At 70.4% G+C, this 22642-nt stretch carries 10 protein-coding genes and 1 tRNA gene; 4 read left to right on the top strand and 7 right to left on the bottom strand.

The genetic code is table 11. The annotated features are described in order from the left end of the window. Positions 1 to 111: 111 nt before the first annotated feature. Positions 112 to 1239 (bottom strand): Nif3-like dinuclear metal center hexameric protein, encoded by a 1128-nt coding sequence (locus OHA10_RS24765; protein ID WP_371401147.1) that lies wholly within the window; start codon positions 1237 to 1239, stop codon positions 112 to 114. Positions 1240 to 1455: 216 nt separating this feature from the next. Further along, positions 1456 to 3111: a glycoside hydrolase family 13 protein gene (locus OHA10_RS24760; protein WP_371401146.1), complete on the bottom strand. Its 1656-nt coding sequence runs from the start codon at positions 3109 to 3111 to the stop codon at positions 1456 to 1458. Positions 3112 to 3220: 109 nt separating this feature from the next. Here OHA10_RS24760 and OHA10_RS24755 point away from each other — a divergent pair, with 109 nt between their 5' ends. After that, positions 3221 to 4429, top strand: coding sequence for an ROK family transcriptional regulator (locus OHA10_RS24755; RefSeq protein WP_371401145.1), 1209 nt, complete (start codon positions 3221 to 3223; stop codon positions 4427 to 4429). Between the two features lie 117 nt (positions 4430 to 4546). On the opposite strand, the gene nagZ is transcribed toward OHA10_RS24755, so the two are convergent. Continuing rightward, a complete protein-coding gene (gene nagZ / locus OHA10_RS24750) occupies positions 4547 to 6031 on the bottom strand; it encodes a beta-N-acetylhexosaminidase (protein WP_371401144.1) in 1485 nt (494 codons plus the stop codon). A gap of 348 nt (positions 6032 to 6379) precedes the next feature. Here nagZ and OHA10_RS24745 point away from each other — a divergent pair, with 348 nt between their 5' ends. Further along, positions 6380 to 7309: an ROK family protein gene (locus OHA10_RS24745; protein ID WP_371401143.1), complete on the top strand. Its 930-nt coding sequence runs from the start codon at positions 6380 to 6382 to the stop codon at positions 7307 to 7309. A 422-nt stretch (positions 7310 to 7731) separates the two neighbouring features. On the opposite strand, the gene OHA10_RS24740 is transcribed toward OHA10_RS24745, so the two are convergent. Continuing rightward, the gene (locus OHA10_RS24740) at positions 7732 to 18462 is read right to left on the bottom strand and encodes an amino acid adenylation domain-containing protein (RefSeq protein WP_371401142.1); all 10731 of its coding nucleotides are present in this window, start codon (positions 18460 to 18462) and stop codon (positions 7732 to 7734) included. 393 nt (positions 18463 to 18855) lie between these two features. Here OHA10_RS24740 and OHA10_RS24735 point away from each other — a divergent pair, with 393 nt between their 5' ends. Both OHA10_RS24735 and OHA10_RS24730 read left to right on the top strand, forming a co-directional pair. Continuing rightward, on the top strand, positions 18856 to 20328 hold the full coding sequence (locus OHA10_RS24735; protein ID WP_371401141.1) for a carboxylesterase/lipase family protein: 1473 nt from the start codon (positions 18856 to 18858) through the stop codon (positions 20326 to 20328). Positions 20329 to 20416: 88 nt separating this feature from the next. Next, a complete protein-coding gene (locus OHA10_RS24730; protein WP_371401140.1) occupies positions 20417 to 21505 on the top strand; it encodes a serine hydrolase domain-containing protein in 1089 nt (362 codons plus the stop codon). Positions 21506 to 21513: 8 nt separating this feature from the next. On the opposite strand, the gene OHA10_RS24725 is transcribed toward OHA10_RS24730, so the two are convergent. The 3 genes from OHA10_RS24725 to OHA10_RS24715 all read right to left on the bottom strand — a co-directional run bounded on the left by OHA10_RS24725 (position 21514) and on the right by OHA10_RS24715 (position 22514). After that, positions 21514 to 21588 (bottom strand) — tRNA-Val (locus tag OHA10_RS24725). Between the two features lie 21 nt (positions 21589 to 21609). Next, positions 21610 to 22074, bottom strand: coding sequence for a peroxiredoxin (locus tag OHA10_RS24720; RefSeq protein WP_371401139.1), 465 nt, complete (start codon positions 22072 to 22074; stop codon positions 21610 to 21612). Next, complete coding sequence (locus OHA10_RS24715; RefSeq protein ID WP_137254024.1) at positions 22071 to 22514, bottom strand: DUF3052 domain-containing protein; 444 nt, start codon at positions 22512 to 22514, stop codon at positions 22071 to 22073. Before OHA10_RS24715 ends, OHA10_RS24720 begins: the two co-directional genes overlap by 4 nt. Positions 22515 to 22642: the final 128 nt, after the last annotated feature.

The raw sequence follows: 22642 nt of genomic DNA, 5'->3' as shown, positions 1-22642 counted from the left end.
GTCTCGATGCGGAGCATCGTGGCCTTTGCACCCGTGCGGCGAGGTGCCGTGCCGAGTGCCGCGCAGTAGGCGAGGAACCACTAGACACGATCTTAGGTCGTGGCGGCGCACTCAGATCCGCAAGGTCCATGCGTCCGTGCAAAGTGTTGAGATGTGAGTGTCCACGGTACTGCCTTGGGCCGCGAGCCCATCGAGCAGGAGCCGCTCCGCATCCGCGAGCCACGGCCACTCACTGGCCCAGTGCGCGACGTCGACCAGCGCCGGGTCGCCGTACGCCCGAGCCTCGGTCGCGGGATGGTGCCGGAGGTCGGCGGTGAGGTACGCGTCGACGCCGGCAGCGCGGACCCGATCGAACTCGGAATCGCCCGCTCCCCCGACCACCGCGACGGTCTCGATCGTCCGGTCCGGGTCGCCGGAGACGCGCACGCCGTGCTCGGTCCGCGGCAGGCTCTCCGCGACCAGTCGCGCGAAATCCGCCAGCGGCAACGGCTCCGCGAGTACGCCGATCCGCCCGCCGCCGCGCTCGCTCGGCTGCTGCGCCAACTCATAGATGTCGTACGCCGGTTCTTCGTACGAATGCGCCGCGATCAGGGCCTCGACCACCGCGCGGCGCCGGTGCCGCGGCAGGATCATCTCGACCCGGTTCTCCGGGACGACCTCGATGTCGCCGACGCTGCCGATCGCCGGGTTCGCGCCTTCAAGCGGCCGGAACGTTCCCTCGCCCGGACCGCTCCAGGCAGCTCGCTCGTAGGCGCCGATCTGTCCGGCGCCGGCCTTCGCGAGCGCATCCAGCATCGCCTGGGTCTCCTCGACCGGGACGAACACGACCACCTTGTCCATCGGATCGGCCGGCATCGCCTTCAACGGCCGCGTCTCCTGCAGCCCGATCGCGGCGGCGAGTGCGTCGCTCACGCCCGGGTTCGCGTTGTCGGCATTGGTGTGACAGACCTGCAGCGCGACGCCGCCGCGGATCAGGTCGTTGATCACCCGGCCCTTCGGCGTCGTCGTCGCGACACTGTTCACACCGCGCAGCAACAACGGGTGATGCGTGACGAGCAGATCGAACCCGCCCTCTATCGCCTCGTCGATGACAGCCCGCATCGGATCCACGGCGAACAACACCCGCCGTACCTCTTGCTCCGGATCACCGGTCACCAGCCCGACCGCATCCCAGGACTCCGCCCAGGCCGGGTTGTAGAGCCGATCGAGAACCGCGATCACATCAGCAAGCGTCGTCACGGTGCTTATCCTGACACCTGCGGGATCGAGAGCTGGACTGTGACGGGGGCAGCCGCCCGGTGCCCCCGCCACAACCAGTTCCGCCGGTAGGGGGTGGTGGTGCGACCGCCCCGCCGCATCCACCACCGCACCTGCTCCGACGGGTCGCTCCGGCCACAGGGGGAGGGCAGTCGACAGGGCCGACGGCCTGACCGGAACGAGTCTTGTGGGACCTGGCTAGATCAGCCAGGCAGTCGTGTCACTGGGGAGCTTGTCGCCCTCGAGCGGGCCGCTGGACAGTACGACCGCGGCGTCGGGCAGCTCGACCGGAGCCGCACCGAAGTTCGTGATGCACTGCCAGCCGCCGTCGCGGGTGAAGTGCAGGACCCAGTCCGTCGCGTCGACCCACGTGAGCGAGTTGCCGGTGCGCAGACCACGCCGTACGGCGAGGGCCTTGCGGTACAGGCTCAGCGTCGACTCCTGGTCGCCCTCCTGCGCCTGGACGGAGTACGCCCCGAACCACTTCGGCTGGAGCAGGTGGGATCCGCCCGGACCGAAGCCGAACGAGAGCCCGTCGACGGTCCACGGGATCGGCACCCGGCAACCGTCACGGCCCTTGTCGGCGCCCTTCGAGCGGAAGTACGCCGGGTCCTGCAGGTTCGCGGCCGGCAGCTCGCCGACCTCCTGCAGACCGAGCTCCTCCCCCTGGTACAGGTACGCCGATCCCGGCAGCGCGAGCATCAGCAGCGTCGCGGCGCGGGCCCGGCGCAGGCCGAGCGCGACGTCGACCGTCGGCTCGGTGCCGTTGCTCAGCAGCCAGTCCTTGCCGTCCTGCCAGCCGCCCTTCGGGTTCTTCGGCAGGCCGTACCGGGTGGCGTGCCGGACGACGTCGTGGTTCGAGAACACCCACGTCGAGGACGAGCCGTTCTCCTCGGCGAGTGCGAGGTTCTCCTCGATCACCTTGCGGAACTTCTCGTACTCGAAGTCGGCCTGCAGCAGGTCGAAGTTGAACGCCTGCCCGAGCCCGTCGGCGCTCGCGTACCGGGCCCGGCGGGCGGCCGGTACGAACGCCTCAGCGACCGCGGACTTCGGCGGGTCGTAGGTGTTCAGCAGGTTGCGCCAGTCGCGGTAGATCTCGTGGACGCCGTCCTGGTCCCACAGCGGGTGCTTGCCGTTCGACTCCGACTGCCGCGGCAGCATGGCCTTCGACGGGAACGGCTCGGACAGGTCCTTCACCAGCGCGTGCGCGACGTCGACGCGGAAGCCGTCCACCCCGCGGTCGGACCAGAACTTCAGCGTCTCCATGAAGTCCGCGCGGACCTCCGGGTGCCGCCAGTTCAGGTCGGGCTGCTCGGCGGCGAACATGTGCAGATACCACTGGCCGTCGTCGGTCTTGGCCCAGGCGGAGCCGCCGAACACCGAGTCCCAGTCCGACGGCGGCTGGTCGGGGGCGCCGTCGGGGCTGTCGCGGAAGATGTACCGCTCCCGGGCCGGCTCGCCCTTGGCCGCCTCGAGCGCCTCGACGAACCACTCGTGCCGGTCGGAGGTGTGGTTCGGGACGATGTCGACGATGAGCTTGATGCCCTCGGCGTGCAGCGCCTCGATCAGCTGGTCGAAGTCGTCCAGGGTCCCCAGCCGCGGGTCGACGTTGCGGTAGTCGTCCACGTCGTACCCGCCGTCGGCCAGCGCCGACGGGTAGAACGGGCTCAGCCAGACCGCGTCGATGCCCAGCGCCACCAGGTACGGGACTCGACTGATGATGCCCGGCAGGTCCCCGACGCCGTCGCCGTTGGCATCGGCGAAGCTGCGCGGGTAGATCTGGTAGACGACGGCCTGCCGCCACCAGTCGGGCTGAGTCTTTTGGGCAACTTGGGTCCTCTGCGGACTCGTCACGATCGCCTCACTCGGAATCTGTTGGTAACCCAGGGTTTATATATAGGCTCTAAATTTAGAATCTGCATGTATTCTGCGGTCGGTAGGACGACAGGTCAAGGGGCTTTTCATGGCGAAACCACCGGCTACCCCGCCGACGGCCACACCGACGATGTTGCGCCGGGTGAACGCGGGCAAGGTACTGGGCGTGCTCACCCGCGCGCGGGTGATGACTGGTACCGGCCTGATCGAGGCCACCGGTCTCACCCGCGCGACCGTGCACGCGGTCTGCAACGACCTGATCTCGATGGGCTGGGTGGTCGAGCTCGACCCGGGCCGTACGTCGGTCGGCCGGCCCTCTCGGCGGTTCGAGTACAACAACCGCGCCGGGTACGTGCTCGGCATCGACATCGGCGCCTCGAAGACGACCGTGCTGGTCTCGGACCTGCGCGGCGAGACGGTCGCCAAGGCCGGCCGGTCCGCGGCAGGTGTGAAGACACCGGGCGAGCGGACCGAAATCGTGCACGAGACGGTGATCGAGGCGCTCGCGTCGGCCGGAGTGTCGAACGAGCAGGTGCTGGTGGCAGGCGTCGGCGTCGCGGCGCCGGTCGACCGGGAGGGGAACATCCTGGTCGACGACGAGTTCTGGCGGCGCTTCGACGGTGACCTGGCGAAGCGGTTGACCGAACTGCACGGCTGGCCGGTCCTGCTGGAGAACGACGCGAACCTCGCCACTCTCGGCGAGCACTGGCGGGGCGAGGCGCGCAACGTCGACGATCTCGTCGTACTGCTGGCCGGTGAGCGGTTCGGCTCGGGGCTGATGGACTCCGGGCGGCTGCTGCACGGCAGCCGCGGCGGCGCCGGCGAGATGGTGTTCCTCAAGCTGATCGAGGGTGTCGGCGACACCCACGGCATCGCCCGGATCGCGCGCGAGAACGGTACGGCGGCCGTCGCCGACCCGTCGGTCGAGACGTCGCTGCGGAAGCTGGCCGACGGCGGCGAGGTGACCGCCGAGCAGGTCTTCAGCGCGGCGGCCGACGGCGATGAAGTTGCCCTAGGCATCCTCCAGGAGATCGCCGCGCGGACCGCCCGGGTGATCGCCACCGTCGGCATCCTGTTCAATCCCGAGCTCGTGGTGCTCGGCGGCGCGGTCGCCGAGGCCGCCGCCGCGCTGCTGCCCGACCTCGACAAGCACCTGGCCGGCTACACCAGTACGCCGCCACGCGTCGCCGTCTCGTCGCTCGGCGACGCGATCGTGTCCGTCGGCGCCGTACGCCACGCCCTCAACTACGTCGAGCAGCACGCCCTCGACCTGGAGCTGGGCTGCCGCCCTGGCTGACCCGACCTGCAACTCGACAGGATGTGTCGCCTTTCTTCGGCTCGATCGGCTGCACGCTGAGCGTGATCGATCCCGAGCTTGCCCGACACCTCCTGTCGAGCTGCAGATCTGACTGCGCTACTGCTCGCGAGTCAGCTCCCTGGCGACGGCCTCGAGGACGATGATGTTGCGGCCGGAGGTCGTGGCCGACAGGAGGCCGGCCGGGACGACTGCCTGATCCTCGGGGATGCCTGTGCAGAGGACGAAGACGTTGTCCGGGTGGCGTTGGACCAGCTGGGTGAGAGCTTCGCGCATCCACGGCGTACGGCCGGCGTCCTGGATCGCGATCACCAGCGGACGGCCGGCGGCGGCTTGAGCTGCCTTCGCGATCGCGTCGTTCTCGGGCTCGGTCGCGTCGGTTTCGCGGTGCCGGCCTCGCAGTACGACGCCGTCGGCGCCGGGAGCGACGCGGGTGAAGATCTCCGGGAGGCCGGAGAAGTACGGGTTCCAGGCGGGGTGCAGGCCCTGGGTGAGGTCGACGACGTACGGCGCCGGGCCGAGCGCGGGGAACGTCTGGTTGGCGACCACGCGAGCGGCGACCTCGCGGATCGGGGCGCCGTCGAGACTCGGCTGCCGCCTGCGCTGACCGAGCGAAGCAGCTAGAGCGCGGACCCGGGCGGCGGCGTCGGCGACGCGCTCGGCCGGAAGCGTGCCGGTGCGCACGGCATCCGCGACGCGGGCGGTCAGGGCGTGCGGGTCCGCAGTACCGACCGCGATCATCGCCAGGTCCGCGCCGGCGCCGATCGACGCGACCGCGGCGTCCTCGATCGACCGGTTCTTGGTGATCGCCTGCATCTCCAGCGCGTCAGTGGTGATGACGCCGGTGAAGCCGAGCTCCTCGCGGAGCAGTCCGGTCAGGAGCCGGTGCGAGAGGGTGGCCGGCTGGTCGTCGTACGCCGAGAACACGATGTGCGCGCTCATCACGACGTCCGCGCCCGCGGCGATGGTCGCCTGGAACGGGGCAAGCTCGACCGCCTTGACCTCCTCGATCGAGCGATCGACGCGCGGGAGGTCCGAGTGCGAGTCGACGGCCACGTCGCCGTGGCCCGGGAAGTGCTTGGGGCAGGCCGCGATACCGGCCTCGCGGACGCCCTCCACGAACGCGACGCCGTGGCGCGAGACGACGTCCGCAGTACGGCCGAACGAGCGGGTCGAGATGATCGGGTTCGCGGGGTTGCTGTTCACGTCGACCGACGGCGCGAGCATCAGATTGATGCCGAGACTGGCCAGCGTCGCCGCCGCGTCGCGGGCCGACGCCCGGGTCAGCTCGATGTCGTCCAGGTCGCCGAGCAGCCGCGGTGAGGCGAGCGGCCAGGGGTTGGCCGGCGCGAGGTGGCTGAACTCGCCGCCCTCGTGGTCGATCGCCACGATCAGATCCGGGCGCTCCGCCCGCAGCGAGGCCGTCAACGCGGCGACCTGCTCGGCGTCCGCGACGTTGCGGGTGAACAGGATGACCGCGCCGAGCCCACCGGCGACCGCCCGGCGGAGGTCGTCGGTGGCAGTCGTCCCACTGAAGCCGACAACCAGCGAGCCGGCGGCGTCCCGATCCAGTTGATCACTCATCCCCCAACCCTCTCCCGCACCAGGTCCACCCCACCACCCCACCCCCACCCCCACCCAGCCGCCGGCCGCCCGAAGGCCCGACTTTGAGCACGCACCAACCGTTTTCGGGACCGATTCTTGGTTGGCAGGTGCTCAAAGTCGTCCGCCGAGCGGGGTGAGGCGGGTTGTGGACCGCTAATAGTTAGCCAGGTTCCGGGGCCTGGAGGGGCATCGTTGTCAGGACCTGTCATGGCAGTTAACTGCCGTCTTCCTGCGGGTTTACCGTGATTACTTGCATTCACCTCTGTCTGTTCGGGCCGACTACGGATAACGTTGTCTCTCGACCTGACCGCCCTGACCGGGGGGACGATGAGCGACGACGCAGCGATGGCGCGGGAGACCGTGCTGGGAATCGACATCGGCGGCACGAAGATGGCCGCCGCTTTGGTGTCCGCGGACGGCACGATTCTCACCGGCGACCGGATCCTCACCCCGCTCGGCGACGCCGATGAGGTGTTCGCGGCGCTCGGTGAGCTGATCAAGCGCGTCCGCGGTGACGTCACCCCGCTGGCTGTCGGCATCGGCTCGGCCGGCCCGGTCGACCAGCAGCACGGCCTGGTCTCCCCCGTGAACATCACCGGGTGGCGCAATTTTCCCCTCGTCGACCGGGTCCGGGCGCTGACCGGCGACGTACCCGTGGCCCTCGGGCTGGACGGACACTGTTTCGCGCTCGGTGAGTTCTGGAGCGGCGCCGGCCGGGACGCGGACACGCTGCTCGGGATCGTAGTGTCGACCGGCGTCGGCGGCGGTCTGGTCGTCGACGGCAAGCCGTGGATCGGGCAGTCCGGCAACGCGGCGCACATCGGCCACGTGGTGGTCGACCAGGACGGCGAGTCGTGCGCGTGCGGGTCGTTCGGCTGCGTCGAGGCGTACGCGAGCGGCCCGCGGATGGTGGCCCGGGCGAAAAGGCGCGGCTGGCGGACCGACGAGGACGTGGACGCCGCCGTACTCGCTGCTGACGCTGCGGCAGGTGACGAGCTCGCGCTGGCGATCTTCGACGACGGGGCACAGGCGCTGGCTGCCGGGATCGTGGCCACCGCGGTCACCGTCGACCTGACCACGGTCGTGATCGGCGGAGGGGTCGCGAAGGCGGGGCCGGTGCTGTTCGACCCGGTGCAGGCGTGGGTGAAGCGGCTCGCGCAGCTGCCGTTCGTCGCGGACCTGACCGTGGAGCCCGCTCAGCTCGACAACGCCGGCCTGCTCGGCGCCGCCCACCTCGCCTGGGCCTCGGTCGCCTGAAACGCACATTTAAGTCCGCGCGGTAAGGCCTATCTCGCGCATCTTTGCGCAATTTTTACCAATATCAGAGATCTGTGTAACGACTGCCCTGCTCCACCCGATTCAAGGGATGGATGGGGTGGGGGCACCGTCATCCACGGACGGTCCAAGGGGGGCCTGGGACCGGCCGGAGCGGTTGATCGAGGGGGGCCTTGGATCAACCGGACACGTGAGCGGCGGGCGAGGAGACTCTCCCGCCGCAACCGTGTGACCCGCAGGTCGGGAACCGCCGAGCTTCAGGAGGCGTCCGACCGACTTGGTGAGTGATCGATCTGGTGGAGGGACGAGATCGAACGCGGGTTCTGCATCGTGGACGGCGGTCGGTGGCTGCGGGAGGGCTGCTACTGAACCTGACCCCGCGCCCACGGTGCAGAACCGACCGGCTACTTCGGGTTGAGCCACTCCGGCTCGGGCAGACGGCTACGGTCCAGCCGGCCGTTGTCGTCCAGCGGGAGTTCCTCGATCGGGATCAGGTCCGCCGGCACCAGGTAGATCGGCAGTTCCTTGCCCAGGTCAAGCATCAGCCGCGCGAGTACGGCGGGGTCGCTGTCCTCGAGGACGACGTACCCGATCAGACAGATGTCGCCGCCCGGGTTCGCCTGGGCCACCACGACCGCGTCGACCACACCGGGCTGATCGGCCAGCACGTGCTCGGTCTCGCCGGGCTCGACCCGGTGGCCGCGGATCTTCACCTGGTCGTCCGCGCGGCCCAGGTACTCGAGCATGCCGTCGGCACGCCAGCGGCCCAGATCGCGACTGCGGTACAGGCGTGCGCCCGGGTGACCCGGATCCGGTACGAAAGCGTGCTCGGTCTCCTCGGGGCGCCCGATGTACCCCTGGGCCACCGCCGCGCCGCCGAGGTGGATCTCGCCGACGGCGCCGACCGGCACGGGCCGCAGGGCCGCGTCCAGCAGACGTACGACGACACCCTCGATCGGGCGGCCGATCGACGGCCGGTCCTCGGCCGGGTCGACCTCGTGGATCGTGGTCACGATCGACGCTTCGGCCGGGCCGTACTCGTTGAACAGCCGGCAGTCCGGATGGGCATCCAGGAAGTCGCGGACCTTGTGCGTGAGCACCATCGCCTCACCGCCCGCGACGATCTCGCGCAGGGCGGGCAGCTCGGGCAGCCGGCGCATGGTCGCCAGCAGCGCGGTCAGCGGGCTGAACGCCATGAACAACCGCTCGACGCGATGATCGCGCAGCGCCGCGACGACCGCGTCCGGGTCGTACCGGTCGTCCTCGCCGATCAGCACGAGCGCCGCGCCGGAGGCCAGCGTCGTGAACATCTCCTGCACGTGGACGTCGAAGCCGAACGACGTCCACTGCAACGTCCGCAGCGATCGGCGGGTCCGCAGGTAGTGCCGGACCAGGTTCACCGGGCCGCGGTGCGGGACGATGACGCCCTTCGGGTTCCCGGTCGAGCCGGACGTGTAGATGCAGTAGGCAACATCATCGGCCGCCGCACGCACCGGCGGCGCCTGTCGTGCCCGTGGGTCGCCGTCGGCCGCGGCCACCGGCACCAGCCGGAGGCCGAGCCGGTCGGCCAGCGCGGCGTCGTCGCCGACCAGCGCGACGGCCGCGGCGTCCTGGACCATGAACCCCCAGCGGGACTCCGGTACGCCGGGATCCAGCGGGAGGTAGGCGGCGCCGGACTTGAGTACTGCGAGCACCGCGACGACCATTTCGGTGCCGCGAGCAACGCGTACGGCGACGAGCTGGCCGGGCTTCACGCCGAGGTCGACCAGCTGCCAGGCGACGGCGTTCGAGCGGCGGTCGAGTTCGGCATACGTCAGTTCGCGATTGCCTTGGACGAGGGCGATCGCGTCCGGCGTACGGGCGACCTGCTGCTCGAACAGGGTGTGCAGTCCGCTGAGCTCGCCGGCGACGACCGCATCCCGTCGTACCCGGCCGATCGGACCGCTCGGGTCGACATCACCCTCGAGTTCGCGGAGTGCCCGCAGGTCGTCCTCGATCGGGACGACCAGCTCGGGGATCCGGAACTCCGGCCGGGTCGTTGCCCTGCGCAACACTTCGGCGAGGTAGCCGAGCAGGCGCTCGATCGTTGACTGCTCGAACAGTCCGGGGCGGTAGTCCGCCGTACACGTGATGCCGGCGCCGTGGTGGGTCAGCCGGAACCTGAGGTCGACCGTCGCGGGCAGGTCGTCGTCGCCGTCCTCGAACTCGACGACGATCTGGAAGAGCGGGTCACGCTCGAGTACGGCGAGATCCGCGCCGGCGTGGTCGAACGCGCCGGCGGTGATGTCGCGGACGCGCTGGGCGAGCTCTCCCAGGTCAGGTTCGCCGGAGAGGTCGATGCGCAACGGCAGAGCGCGTCGGGGCGCGGTCGAGGTGTCGCCCTTGGGGCGGGTCAGCGCGGAGCCGATGGTCACGTCTTCCTGCGCTGCGAACCGGCCGAGGATCGTGGCGACCGCGGCGAGCATGGTCATCACCGGGCTGAGCTTCCGCTCGCGGCTGAAGGCGAAGACCGCATCGCCGAGCTCTTCCTCGAGCTCTTGTTTGACCGAGGCAACTGTGTCGTCACCGGGTGGGCGGACGTGATCCGCTGGGAGCACCAACGGTTCGGCGCCGGCCAGTATGCCGTTCCAGTACGCGAGGTCGGCGCGGCGCTGGTCGGCCGACGCCTGGCGCTGCGCGGTCAGCTCGAGTTCGTCGTCAACCCAGGAATCATCCTGCTGCCGGCCGGGCTCCTCGACTGCAGGCTCGGTCTGCTCCGCCTGGTCGGTGTCCTTGGCCTGGTCGGTGTCCTCGGCTTGGTCGGTGTCCTCGGCCTGGTGGGCGTCGTTGGGCTGGTCGGTGTCGTCGGGCTGGTCGCCGAGGAGGGCGAGTTGTTCGCGCATGAGTTGGGTGACGCCGTCGACCAACTGGCCTGCGACGCGGAGCTGCTGCGACATCAGCGCAGCCATCCCGCTCCCCGGCAACTCGGCCTCGCTGGTCGCCGCCGCGGCCTCGTCGACCTTCGCCGCGAGCTCAGCCAGCCCCGACCCGAGGACAGCCAACGCCGCCCGCGGATCCCGGTGCGCCGGCTGCTCGACCTCGTCCGTACTCTCGACGGCAGTCTCACCCGCGGCCACACCATCCGCCCCGACCTCGTCCGCCGGCTCGGCGTTCTCCACCGGCTCCTCGTCGGCTTCCGGCTCGGCGGTCTGGACGGCCACCGCGGTGGCCAGCTTGTGCGGCGTCGTGTACGTCAGGAACAGATCGTCCGGTGTCAGTTCCGCCTCGAAGCGGCTGTTGATCTCGTCGATGACCGGAGCCATCTTCGCCGGCGTCGCACCCAGCTCGGCGAACGTGTGGTCCACGGTCAGGTCGTACGGATCGAGGTTCAGCTGCTCACACGTCGAATCGAGTACGACGTTCAGCGACTCGCGATACCGCTCGGCCTCGCTCCCGGACAGCGACCCGGCCTGCGTCAGGTAGTCCGCGTCGATCGCGTGCGTCTCCGCCGGCAGCGCGAACGGCGAGCGTTCGCTCTCCTCGACCACGGTCGGCTCGGGTTCCACAGGCTGCGTCGGCGGGTCGAGCGGGATCCGCTTCACGGCCGCGTTCGACGGCGGCTCGAACACCGGCGACTGCGCCCGCGCGGCCCGTTCGAACGCGTTCGGCTGCCGCGCCGCGACCGCGTTGTTGTCACCGGCAACCGCCGTACCGGGACCCACGACGACGGTCACCGACGGGTCGACCGGGTGGTACACGCGACGGAACGGGTACGTCGGCAACGGCACGCGACCGCCGTCCGGGTAGACCTTCGCCCAGGCGATCTCGGTGCCCTGCTCGTACAGCTCGGCCAGCCCGTTCATCGTTGCGAGCACCGGGTCCTGACCGAGGCGTTGGGCCGGGATCCACGTGCTGTTCGGCGCGATCCGGCGACCGGCGGGACTCAGTACGGCGTCCGGTCCGAGCTCGAGGAACCGCCGGCAACCAGCGGCCGTGACCGCCTCGACCGCATCCCCGAACAGCACCGGCTGGCGCAACTGCCCGACCAGGTAGTCACCGTCGAGCACGGTCCCGGACTCGAGCAGATCACCCGACCAGCTCGACACCATCGGCGTCCGCAACGGCTTCAGCGTGATCTCGCCGACGATCTCGGCGAAGTCGGCCAGTATTGGATCGACCAACGAACTGTGGAACGCCCGGTCGACATCCAGCCGCTGCCAGGCGACCTCGAGCCGATCCAGCTGGGCTGCGAGCTGCCCGACGATCACCTCGGACCCGGTCAGCACGAACGACTGCGGGCCGTTGCCCGCAGCAACTTCCACGCCGGCGGTACGGGCGATCTCGCGGACCCGATCGGCGTCCGCGCGAACCGACACCATCGCACCCGGAACGGTCCCGCGCTGCATCAGTTCGCCGCGTTTCGCGGTCAGCCGTACGCCGTCCTGCAGCGACAACGCTCCCGCGACGCACAGAGCGGCGTACTCCCCCACGCTGTGACCGACGACGAGCGCGGGCTGCACACCGAACGACTGCCACAGCCGCGCAAGTGCGAGCTCGAATGCGAAGAGCGCCGGCTGCGCGGTCTCGGTCGGCCACACGCCTTCCGCAGTACCGGCGGCCGGGGTCAGCAGGAGCTCGAGCAGGCTGCCGCCGGTCTCCTCGTGGTACACGCGGTCGCACTCGTCGAGCACTGAACGGAACACCGGGAAGCGCGCCGCCAGTCCGGCCGCCATACCGCGGCGCGCGGCCCCCTGTCCGGTGAAGGCGTAGCCCAGCGGGCCGGGTCCACCACGCGGTACTTCGGTGGCCTGCGCGGACCCGAGCGCTTCGACGAGCTCGGCCTCGGTGCCGCCGGCGACGGCGATCCGGTGCCGGTGCGCCGGCCGGCCGAGTGCCGCCGTACCGGCGAGGTCGATGAGACGGTGGCCGGTGCCGTGTTCGAGATCGGTGCGGTACAGCTCGACGAGGTCGGCGAGCGCATCCGGGTCCGGCGCGGAGAGCGGGAGTACGACGGGGCCGTCGTCGCCGCGGCGGATCTGCCGGGGCGCCTCCTCGAGGATCACGAGCGCATTGGTGCCGCCGGCATCGATCGCGCTGACGCCGGCGCGGAGCGTCGTACCGTCGACCGTCCAGTCGCGCGCCTCGGTGCCGATCACGAACGGGCTGCCGTCGAGGGCGAGGGACGGGTTCGGCGCGCTGTAGTTGATCGTCGGGACCAGCATCCGGTGCTGCAGCATCAGGATCGTCTTGATCAGGCCGGCCATACCCGCGGCGCTGTCGAGGTGGCCGATGTTCGGCTTCACCGAGCCGATCGTGCAGAACCCGACCTTGTCGGTGTGCCTCCGGAGCGCGGTGGTCAGCGAGCGCAGCTCGGCCGCGTCGGCGGTCGGGCTGCCGATCCCGTTCGCCTCGATGTAGCTGAGCGAGTCGGCGTCGAACCCGGCCCGCTCGAGCGCGCGCTCGATCAGCTCGACCTGGTTGCCCGAGGGGGCGTCGGCGTTGCTGACTGCCGTACCGCGGATCACGGCGTACACCGTGTCGCCGTCGGCGAGAGCCTGGTCGAGACGCTTCAGCAGTACCGCGGCGACGCCGTTGCCACCGACCGTGCCGTCGGCGTCCGCGGCGAACGCGCGCACATGACCGCTCGGCGACAGGATCGACTCCGGCGTCGGGTGGTAACTAGTTGCCTGAGGCACCTGTACGGCGGCGGCGCCGGCGAGGGCGAGATCCGCGTCCCCCGACCGCAACGCCTGACAGGCCAGGTGTACGGCGACGAGCGACGACGACCACGCGGACTGCACACCGATCGCGGGACCGGTCAGACCGAGCCGGTAGGCGACCCGAGTAGCCAGGGAGTCCCGCGACTGGTGCTGACGGTGGTAGAGGTTCATACCCGAGCCCGCGAAGACGCCGACGCGACCCGACGTACCGGCGTACCCGCCATGCTCCAACGCCTGATGACAAACCTCGAGGAACAACCGCTGAGCCGGATCCATCAACTCGGCTTCGCGATCACTCAGCCCGAAGAACCTGGCATCGAACGACTCGACATGCTCCAACACCCCACTGACCGCAACCGCCCCGTCCCCCTGCCCAACCTCCTCCGGCGAGAACCGCCGAACACTCTCCACACCTCCGACGAGGTTCTCCCAGAACTGCTCGACCCCCTCACCCCCGGGGAACCGCCCAGCCAACCCCACCACAGCCACCGGCTCCACCACACCGGCCTCCACCCGCGACCCACCGGCCTCCGCGACCCGAACCGCAACACCAGCCTCTGCGGCACGCACCTCAGCACCAGCCTCGTCGGCACCCACGTGGGTACCGACCTCTGCGGCACCAACCGCCTGCGCACCGACCTCGGCGACACCAGCTTCGCGGGCACCCGCCTCTGTGGCAGCCACCGCAGCACTCGCCTCCGCGGGAGCCTCCGTGGCACCAGCCGGCGCGGTAGTCGCCGCGGACGCAACCGCAGCTACCTCGGCGTCACCGTCACCGACTTCCTCGACGTCCGCACCCTCAGCCGACCCCGCCTCGGCAGCATCAAGATCGCCGGCCGCGGTCGCCCCAGCCTCGCCCGGGGCGGTCACCTCAGCCTCAGCCGACACGGCTACCGCGGCCTCGTCGGAAGCAGCTTCCTCGGATTCCCCGGTGCCGGACTCCACGGCCTCCACAACAGCCGCATCGTGCTGACCGTCGGAAGCCTCGTCCACGACCGCCGCAGCCTGCGCCGCCACGCCATCCGAAACCTCTGACACCTCGCCGGACGTGGCCTCGTCTACTTCGGCCTCGTCTACTTCGGCCTCGTCTACTTCGGCCTCGTCTGCCTGGGTCTCGTCTGCCTGGGTCTCGTCTGCCCGGACCTCATCTGCCCCGACCTCGTCCGCCTCGGCTACATCCGCGTCCGTGGGTACGCCGTCCGACTCGACCTCACTCGAGTCGGTCGCGGCCTGCTCATCCGAAGGGGCCTCGTTCTCGCGGTCGTCCTCAGCAGCATCCGCCTGCGTGTCGACGTACTCGCGGTCCTGCTCCGCCTGCGCCCGGTCAGTCTGCTCCGGCTCGTCGGCGTTCGTGGATGGGGCGGTCGGCTCAGTCTCGCCGTCCTCTAGGTCAGCAGCCTGCGTCTCGGCCGAGGCCAGTGCCGGCTGCTCCTCCGGAGATGGCTCGTCGTCTGAGTCGTCCGAAACGACACGTGCGACGGTGGACTCGTCGCTGCCTGGTTCCTGGACGTCGTCGACCGCCGCGGACGCAGCGTCCATCGCGGCTGTGCCGACGTCGGACGAGGTCTGCTCGGTCGCGGCCTCGCGATCTGACGTAGCCTCCGCGACCGTCTCGGACCCGGCAGCCTCATCAGTCGCCTCAGCCACAGCGTCGTGATCCGACGCAGTGTCTGCCACCGTCTCGGATTCGGTGGCAGACACCTCAGCCTCAGCCGCGGGTGTTTCAGTCGCCTCGGAGTCGGGTCCGACTCCTGTCGCAGGTCCTGTCTGCTCCGAGTCCGCCTTGGCGTCAGCTCCAGGTACCACAGGTGCCGCGGTGGCACTGCTCTCCGTTGCGGGTGACGTCTTCGAAGCGGACTGCTCCTGGCTCGGCTCAGGTGCTGCGGTGGCGTCGGACGAAGACTGCGCGGGCTCGGATCCGACGTGTTGAGGCGCGGGCTCGGGCTGGTCCCGGCGTACCTCTGGCTCGGTCGTAGGTACGGCGGCTTCGGGTGCGGATGCTGCCGTCGCCTGCCCGGACTGCGTCGGGTCCGACTCATGCTCACCTGCAGACTCCGCGGTGGCTTCGGGTGCTTCAGGTGCAGAGGGCTCCACCGGCTCCGCGGTCTCCGCAGTCGGATTGCCGTCTGTCTCAGGTGCGGCGTCAGCGGCGGTGGTCGGCTCGGCGTCAGCGGCGGTGGTCGGCTCAGCCGCAGGTGATGTTGCCGTCTCGGGGCCGGCGGTGGGCGACATGAATTCGCTGAGCGCGGGCGTCTCTGCGGCGTCGGTCGGTGCCTGGGATGACGACGCGGCGTCGGCCGAGTCGGCGTCCGCCGAGGCGGCCTCGGTTGCGGGTACTTCGGTTGCGTCGCCGGCGGGATGGTCCGCGGGGATGGCATCGGCGGCGGATGTCGGCGCCGGGTCGTGCCGGGTGGTTTGTGTTGAGGCCGCGCCGGCTACGGAGGCTGCCGAGGGCTCTTCGGGGGCCTTCGTTGCGGTCGGGTCGATACGGGTGAGCACGGCCGTCGGCGGCTCGGCGTCCGAGGGCTCGGGAACAGACAGCTCAGGACCTGACGCGGCAGACGCCGACGGGTCGGACGCCGGACCGTCAGACACCGGCTGAGCAGACGCGCCCGATTCCTGCGCGGTCGGCTCGTCCGCGGTCGGGTCATGCGCGGTCGCCTCGTCCGCGGTCGCCTCGTCCGCGCCCGATTCCTGCGCGGTCGGCTCGTCCGCGGTCGGGTCATGCGCGGTCGCCTCGTGCGCGGTCGCCTCGTCCGCGGTCGCCTCGTCCGCGGTCGCCTCGTCCGCGCCCGATTCCTGCGCGGTCGGCTCGTCCGCGGTCGGGTCATGCGCGGTCGCCTCGTGCGCGGTCGCCTCGTCCGCGGTCGCCTCGTCCGCGGTCGCCTCGTCCGCGGTCGCCTCGTTCCCGGTTGGCTCGTCCGTGGTCGGCTGATCCGCGGCTGGGTCGGAGGAGGCAAGCTCGGCGGCCGGCGCATCGTCGTACGCCGCGGGTTCAGTTGTCGCAGGCGCGGACTCGGCCGACTCCGAGGCAACCTCGGTCGGCGCGGGGTCGGTCGCCGCGGTCGCGGACTCCGGTGAATCCTCGGTCAGGGCGGGGTCGGTTGGCGCGAGAGCTGTCGCAGTGTGGTCGGCCGGGGCGGCGTTGGGTGCCGCAGAGGCCTGCGTCGCAGCGTCGGCGGGCTCGGCGGAGGCTGGGGGGTTGGTTGCCGCGGTCGCGGACTCCGGCGACTCCACGGGTGGGACGGGCTCGGTCGGCGCGGGAGCGGTCGCAGCGTGGTCGGCCAGCGCAGCGTTCGGTGCCGCAGAAGCCTGCGCCGCGGCGTCGGGTGCCGCAGAAGCCTGCGCCGCGGCGTCGGGTGCCGCAGAAGCCTGCGCCGCGACGTTGGGCGCCGCAGAGGGCTGCGCCGCGGCGTTGGGTGCCGCGGAGGGCTGCGCCGCGGCGTTGGCGGGGTCGGGGGGTGGGGTGGGGGTGCCGAGGGTGGGGCGGGAGGGGGGTGTGGGGATGGAGTTTTGGAGCTCTCGTTTCCACGCCAGGCGGACTACCGGGAGTTCGGTGGTGCGTTCTGAGGGGTCCTCGTCGGCGTACGGGGTTGTCTCGGGGGTGGCGGACGGGCCCTGGCCGGTGGGGCCGGAGTGGGGGGTGGCGCCGGCTGGTTCTACGTGGGGGGCGGCGGGGGGTTGGAGGAGGGTGCCGTCGATCCAGCGTTGTTTCAGGAGGGGGCGGAGGATCTTGCCGCCGGGGGTCGTCGGGAAGTCGCGGCGCGGTACGCCGACCACCTCGGCGCGGAGGCCCAGGCGGGTCTGGATCAGGCTGCGGATGGCCTGGTCCATCCCGGGGACCGAGTCCGGCGTGAGTGCGTAGAACACGACCAACCGGTCGGTCCCGGTCTCCTCGTCCGCTACGCCGCAGGCCGCGACCAGGCCGTGTTCGGCGCCGACCACAGTCGTTGCGACGGACTCGATGTCGTGGGCGTAGTGGAGCTTGCCGGACATGATGATGCGTTCGCTGTCCCGGCCGGTGATGACGACCTGGCCGCCGGTGATGAAGCCCTGGTCGCCGGTCGCCAGCCACTTGCGGGCCGGCCAGTTGCCGACCGGGAACGCGGTGCGGTCGGCCTCGAGGTTGCCGAGGTACCCCGGCGTCACCCGAGCCGACGCGACCTGCAGCTGACCGATCCGCCCCTCCGGCAGTACGGCGCCGTTCGGTGCCACGATGCGCACCGTCGTACCAGGTGCCGGCGCCCCGACGGACACCAGCGACAGCACACCGGGGACCTCGGTCCGCGTCTTCCCGGGGCGCGCGACGGCGACCTTCCCGGACGACGGCCGCTGGTCCACCCACTCGACCACGCCGGTCGGTGGGATGCGGACCCGATGCACGTTCGGCGTCAGACCGGGCCGCGCGAAGGTGATCCCGGTGACGGTCTCGGTCATCCCCCATGCCGCGACGAACGTCTCCGGTACGACGCCGAAGCGGTTCGTCACGCGCAAGAACTCGGACATCACCGGCACGGTGATCTGCTCGCCGCCGCTGACCAGACTGCGCAGCGCCGACAGGTCCCAGTGCCGATCCGGCTCCCCCGCCACCGCCGCAGTGGCGAGCCGGTATCCGAAGTTCGGCGACCACGAGTGGTTGACCCGGTGCTGGTCCATCAGGTCGAGCCAGCGCAGCGGGTTGGCGAGCACCCAGTCCGTGTTCACGTGGATGTTCGTGCACCCGGTGAACACCGGCAGCAGGTGGTACAGCAGGAACGCCCCGCTGCGATCCAGCGGCAACCAGTTCAACGTCGTCTGCCCCGGTCGCACCGGCAGCATCGCCGGCGTACCCGCGGCGAACTCGACCAGCCCGCGGTGCGTGAGCTGCACGATCTTCGGCGTACCGGTCGATCCTGACGAGAGCATCAGTACGGCGACGTCGTCCGCGGCGGGCCGGTGGAAGTCCGAGGTCGGCTCGTGGCCGGCCATCGCGTCCGGGTCGAGGACCGGCAGGCCGAGGTCGTTCGGCAGGTCGGACGGGCGGCCGATCAGGACCGTCCAGCCGAGCAGGTCGGTGATCTTGCGGAGCCGCTCGCGGCCTTCCTCGGTCCGGTCACCGCCCGGGTTCGGCGCTACCAGCAGCGGACGGATGCCGCCGAGCGTGCAGGCCCAGAACGCGGCGAAGAAACCGACCGGCTCGGTGCAGTGCACGACCGCGGGATCACCGGCGCGTACGCCGTTCGCGCGCAAGCCGGCCAGTATCCGGGCGGCGAGCTCGAGCAGGGTCGGGAAGTCGAGTTTGGTCTCGCGGCCGTCCGGCCCGATCTCGACCACGCCGGCAGCGCTGAAGTCGCGCGCGGCGCGCAGCAGGGCGCTCGGCAGGTCGCGCGGATACCCCGCGGGAATCATCAGTGCCGGCCCGGTGGAGATCGCCGGCCGGTCTGCACCACTTCTCACGCCGTTGCCACCACCAGCTGCGGCAACGGGGGTTCGAGAACGGGTACGACGGGACGCGTGCACACGTCGGCTACGAGCGTAGAGACGCCGACCAGTTGGCGACCCACGGACACGCGCCTCCCGAACTGGACGGAGCGGGCTCAGGGCAGACCCGCCTCACTTCACACCGAAAGCAGCCCCGTATTTCCGCCGACCGGAACGATGTCATCGCGCCGACCGACAGCCGTGAACCCTACCAGCCGCGACCCGCCCTGGAGGAGTCCGTTCTCACCAGCCGATGGTTAAGAATTGTGCGACCCGCGACACCGATCACAACGAGTGTCAGCGCGTTCCGATACGGCCCGTCGTGACAAACCTGGCGACAGGTCGTGCGTACGGCGAGAACATGGCCCGATGAGTGAGACGGACCCCGAGGTCCGCACGACTGCCGGACTCGTCCGGGGACACAGCGAGAACGGATTGGCCGTGTTCCGCGGCATCCCGTTCGCCCGGCCGCCGGTCGGCGTACTGCGGTTCGCGGCGCCGCAACCGGCCGAGCCGTGGGACGGCGTACGCGACGCGTTCTCGTTCGGACCGCCGCCACCTCAGTCGCTCGTCTTCGGACCGCCGTCGAACCCGGCGACCGGCGACGACTGGCTGACGGTCAACGTCTGGTCGCCGGATCTCGCCTCGCGCCTTCCGGTGATGGTGTGGATCTACGGCGGCGCGTACGTGATCGGTCAGTCCGGCGATCCGTCGTACGACGGGACGCGGTTGACCCACGACGGCGATGTCGTCGTGGTGACGTTCAACCACCGGCTCGGGGTCGACGGGTTCGGGCAACTGGAGGGTGCACCCGCGAATCGCGGTCTGCTCGATCAGGTCGCCGCGCTCGAGTGGGTGCGCGCGAACATCGCCGCGTTCGGCGGCGACCCGGATCAGGTGACTGTGTTCGGGGAGTCGGCCGGGGCAGGCTCGGTTGCGGCGCTGCTCGCCATGCCCCGGGCTGCCGGCCTGTTCCAAAGGGCGATCACGCAGAGTGCGCCCGGGACGTTCTTCTCGCCGCCGCTGGCCGCCGACATCATGACCGCGATCGCTGCCCAGTTCGACCTCGCCGCGACCGCCGACGAGCTGCGCGATGTCCCGATCGCCGATCTGGTCGCCGCCTCGGACCTACTGGCCACCGCCATGCGGCCTGAGATCGGCCGGTGGGGCGCCGCGGCGTACCTGGGGATCCCGTTCGCGCCGGTCGTCGACGGAGACGTCCTGCCGCGTACGCCATTCGAGGCACTTGCGGACGGCGCCGCCCGCGAGGTCGAGCTGATCGCCGGCCACACGCGGGACGAGTACCGCCTGCTCCTCGCCGCCGACGGTCGCCTCGGCAACCTGACCGAGAACGACGCCGCGACCGCCCTCCAACTGCTCGCACCGGACGGCTACCGCGAGGCCCACCCGGACGCGACCGCCGAGCGTCTCTACGAGCTGGTCCACTCCGATTGGCTGTTCCGCATGCCGAGCCATCGGCTGGCCGAAGCGCAGGTCGCCGGCGGAGGCCGCGCCTACGCCTACGAACTCGCCTGGCCCGACACCGGCCTCGGCGCCTGCCACGGCCTCGACGTGCCACTGGTGTTCGGCACCACGCCCTTGCTCGCCTTCCTCCTCGACCCCGAGCAACTCCCAGCCGCGGAGCAGGTATCCCAGCTGTTCCGGACGGCCTGGACCGCGTTCGCGCACTCGGGAGATCCCGGTTGGCCCGAGTACGACGACGTGCAGCGGACGACTGCGGTGATCAGCACAGAGCTGACCATCACGCCGTACCCCGAGGAGATGTCACGACGCCTCTGGGCCGACCGCCCCTTCACGCCGTTGCCCTTGCTGGACGCCTAGACGACGTGTCAGCGCGATGGCGGTCCGGTGTCAGGGCGCATCGGCAGCGTGGTTCTCGACAACGACGGATCAACCGAGGAGCACGGATATGTCGACGCAAACCCCCACCGACCACCAGGACCGTCCGGAGCTGCAGAAGGCGGCCCAGGAGTTCGTCGACGCCGGCTTCGGCGGTCTCGAACTGCGCGTGCATGACGAGCACGGCGAGTGGGTCGGCACCGCCGGAATCCGTGAGCTCGGCAGCACCGCGAAGCCGCCGCTGGACGGACAGGGCCGGGTCGGCAGCGTCACCAAGACGTTCGTCTCGACCGTCGTGCTGCAATTGGTGGCCGAGGGCAAGCTCGAGCTCGACGGACCGGTCGCGCCGCGGCTGACCCGGTTCGAGCTGGACCCGCGGATCACCGTGCGGATGCTGCTCAACCACACCAGCGGGCTGTTCAACTACACGGGCGAGTACTTCCCCGACGGCACCGTCGTACCGGGACTTCCGGCGACCGGTAAAGACTGGGCACAGAACCGGCTGCAGGGCTACACGCCGGACGAGCTCGTCGAGTTCGCCCTGGCCAAGCCCACGCGGTTCGAGCCGGGCACCGAGTGGAGCTACTCCAACACCAACTACACGGTCGCAGCCCTGCTGATCGAGGCCGTCACCGGACGCTCGTTCGCCGCGGAGCTGGAGTCGCGGATCCTCAAGCCGCTCGAGCTGAGCGGCACGCTGGAGCCGGGTGACCGGACGGACATTCCCGGAGCCCACTCGCACGGCTACTTCCGCTACCAGGACGGTGACGACTGGAAGCTGGTCGACGTCACCGACCAGAACCCGTCGCTCCTGTTCGCCGCCGGCAGCATGCTCTCGACCGCCCGGGACCTGCAGGTGTTCATGTCCGCGCTGCAGAGCGGAAAGCTGCTGCCCGCAGAACTGCTGGCCGAGATGCGCACGCCGGAGCCGAAGAGCGGTCCGCTCAACTACGGGCTGGGCCTGTTCGCGCAGGACACCGGCACGGAGACCATCTACCACCACAACGGGAGCGCACCGGGCGGGTACGGCGCCCTGATGTTCAGCAGCGCGGACGGCGCCCGGACGCTGACCGCCCTGATCACGATGGGCGACGCCGAGGTGGACCTGCTGCAGATCTTCCCGCCGGCGCTCGACCGCCTGGTGAAGGCGGTCTTCTGAACCGGATGTGGTGGGCGAAGAGGGGATCGAACCCCCGACATCTTCCTTGTAAGGGAAGCGCTCTACCGCTGAGCTATCCGCCCGGATCGAACGACCGGAGGAGTCTACCTGAGGTTCAGGGCTGCCAGTGCCTCCGCGTAGTCGTCGGGGTTGCGGGCCTCCGGGATCGGGTTGACCACCGACCAGCGGATCGTGCCGGTGCGGTCGACCACGAAGGTGCCGCGCAGGGCGCAACCGCGGTCCGCGTCGAAGACGCCGTACGACGAGGCGATCTCGCCGTGCGGCCAGAAGTCGGTGAGGAGGCTGAAGCCGAGGTCCTGGTTGTCCGCGTACGCGCGGAGGGTGAACATCGGGTCGCACGAGATCGCCAGGAACTCGGCTGCCGTCAGCAGCGACGGCCGGTCCCGCAGCGCGGCCAGTTCGCTCGTGCAGACCTGGCTGAAGGCATACGGATAGAAGACCAGTACGACGTCCCGCCGGCCGGTGAAATCGCTCAGCCGGACCTGTTCGCCGTACTGGTTCCGAGTGCTGAAATCGGGGGCCCGGCTGCCGGCAGCCGGGATCGTCACCCGCGTCGGCCGGACTTCGGAACCACCAGCTTGGTCGCCGACCAGTCGTCGGTCACGCTCAGCGTGCTGGTCGTGGCCAGGCCCGCCACCGGGGCGGCCTCGGTGATGTCGCTGGTCTCGACGTACCCGTCGCGACCGACCTTCGGCGTCAGCAGCCAGACGACCCCGCCGGCCTTCAGGTCGGTCAGGATGTCGAAGAAGGCATCGACCAGGTCACCGTCGTCCTCGCGGAACCAGAGCAGGACGACGTCGACGACCTCGTCGGTGTCCTCGTCGACGAAAGCCTCGCCGGTGATCTCCCGGATCGCATCGCGGAACTCGTCGTCGCAGTCATCGTCGTACCCGATCTCCTGGACGACCCAGCCGGCCTCCAGGCCGAGCCGGGAGGCCATGTTCGGCACTCCGCCCTTGCCGTCCGCGTGGTCCGCGGTCGCGCTCACGTGTCCTCCTCCGTGGTCCCCGCTTGCCCGGGGGTAGGTGTCAGTTACCACTCGCTGGCGATAGTCCATCGTGACGTACCGCGTCGCGCAAGTATGCACCAGGGATCCGTGACGTGTCCGGTATCCGC

The sequence above is a fragment of the Kribbella sp. NBC_00662 genome (genome assembly GCF_041430295.1).
Classification (GTDB): domain Bacteria; phylum Actinomycetota; class Actinomycetes; order Propionibacteriales; family Kribbellaceae; genus Kribbella.
This window is presented reverse-complemented; position numbering and strand designations above follow the sequence as displayed.

Bases quoted from the DNA above. Each gene is read 5' to 3' on its own strand.
- nagZ (WP_371401144.1), bottom strand. From the start codon at position 6,031: ATGAGTGATCAACTGGATCGGGACGCCGCCGGCTCGCTGGTTGTCGGC.
- OHA10_RS24735 (WP_371401141.1), top strand. From the start codon at position 18,856: ATGAGTGAGACGGACCCCGAGGTCCGCACGACTGCCGGACTCGTCCGG.
- OHA10_RS24755 (WP_371401145.1), top strand. From the start codon at position 3,221: ATGGCGAAACCACCGGCTACCCCGCCGACGGCCACACCGACGATGTTG.
- OHA10_RS24730 (WP_371401140.1), top strand. From the start codon at position 20,417: ATGTCGACGCAAACCCCCACCGACCACCAGGACCGTCCGGAGCTGCAG.
- OHA10_RS24745 (WP_371401143.1), top strand. From the start codon at position 6,380: ATGAGCGACGACGCAGCGATGGCGCGGGAGACCGTGCTGGGAATCGAC.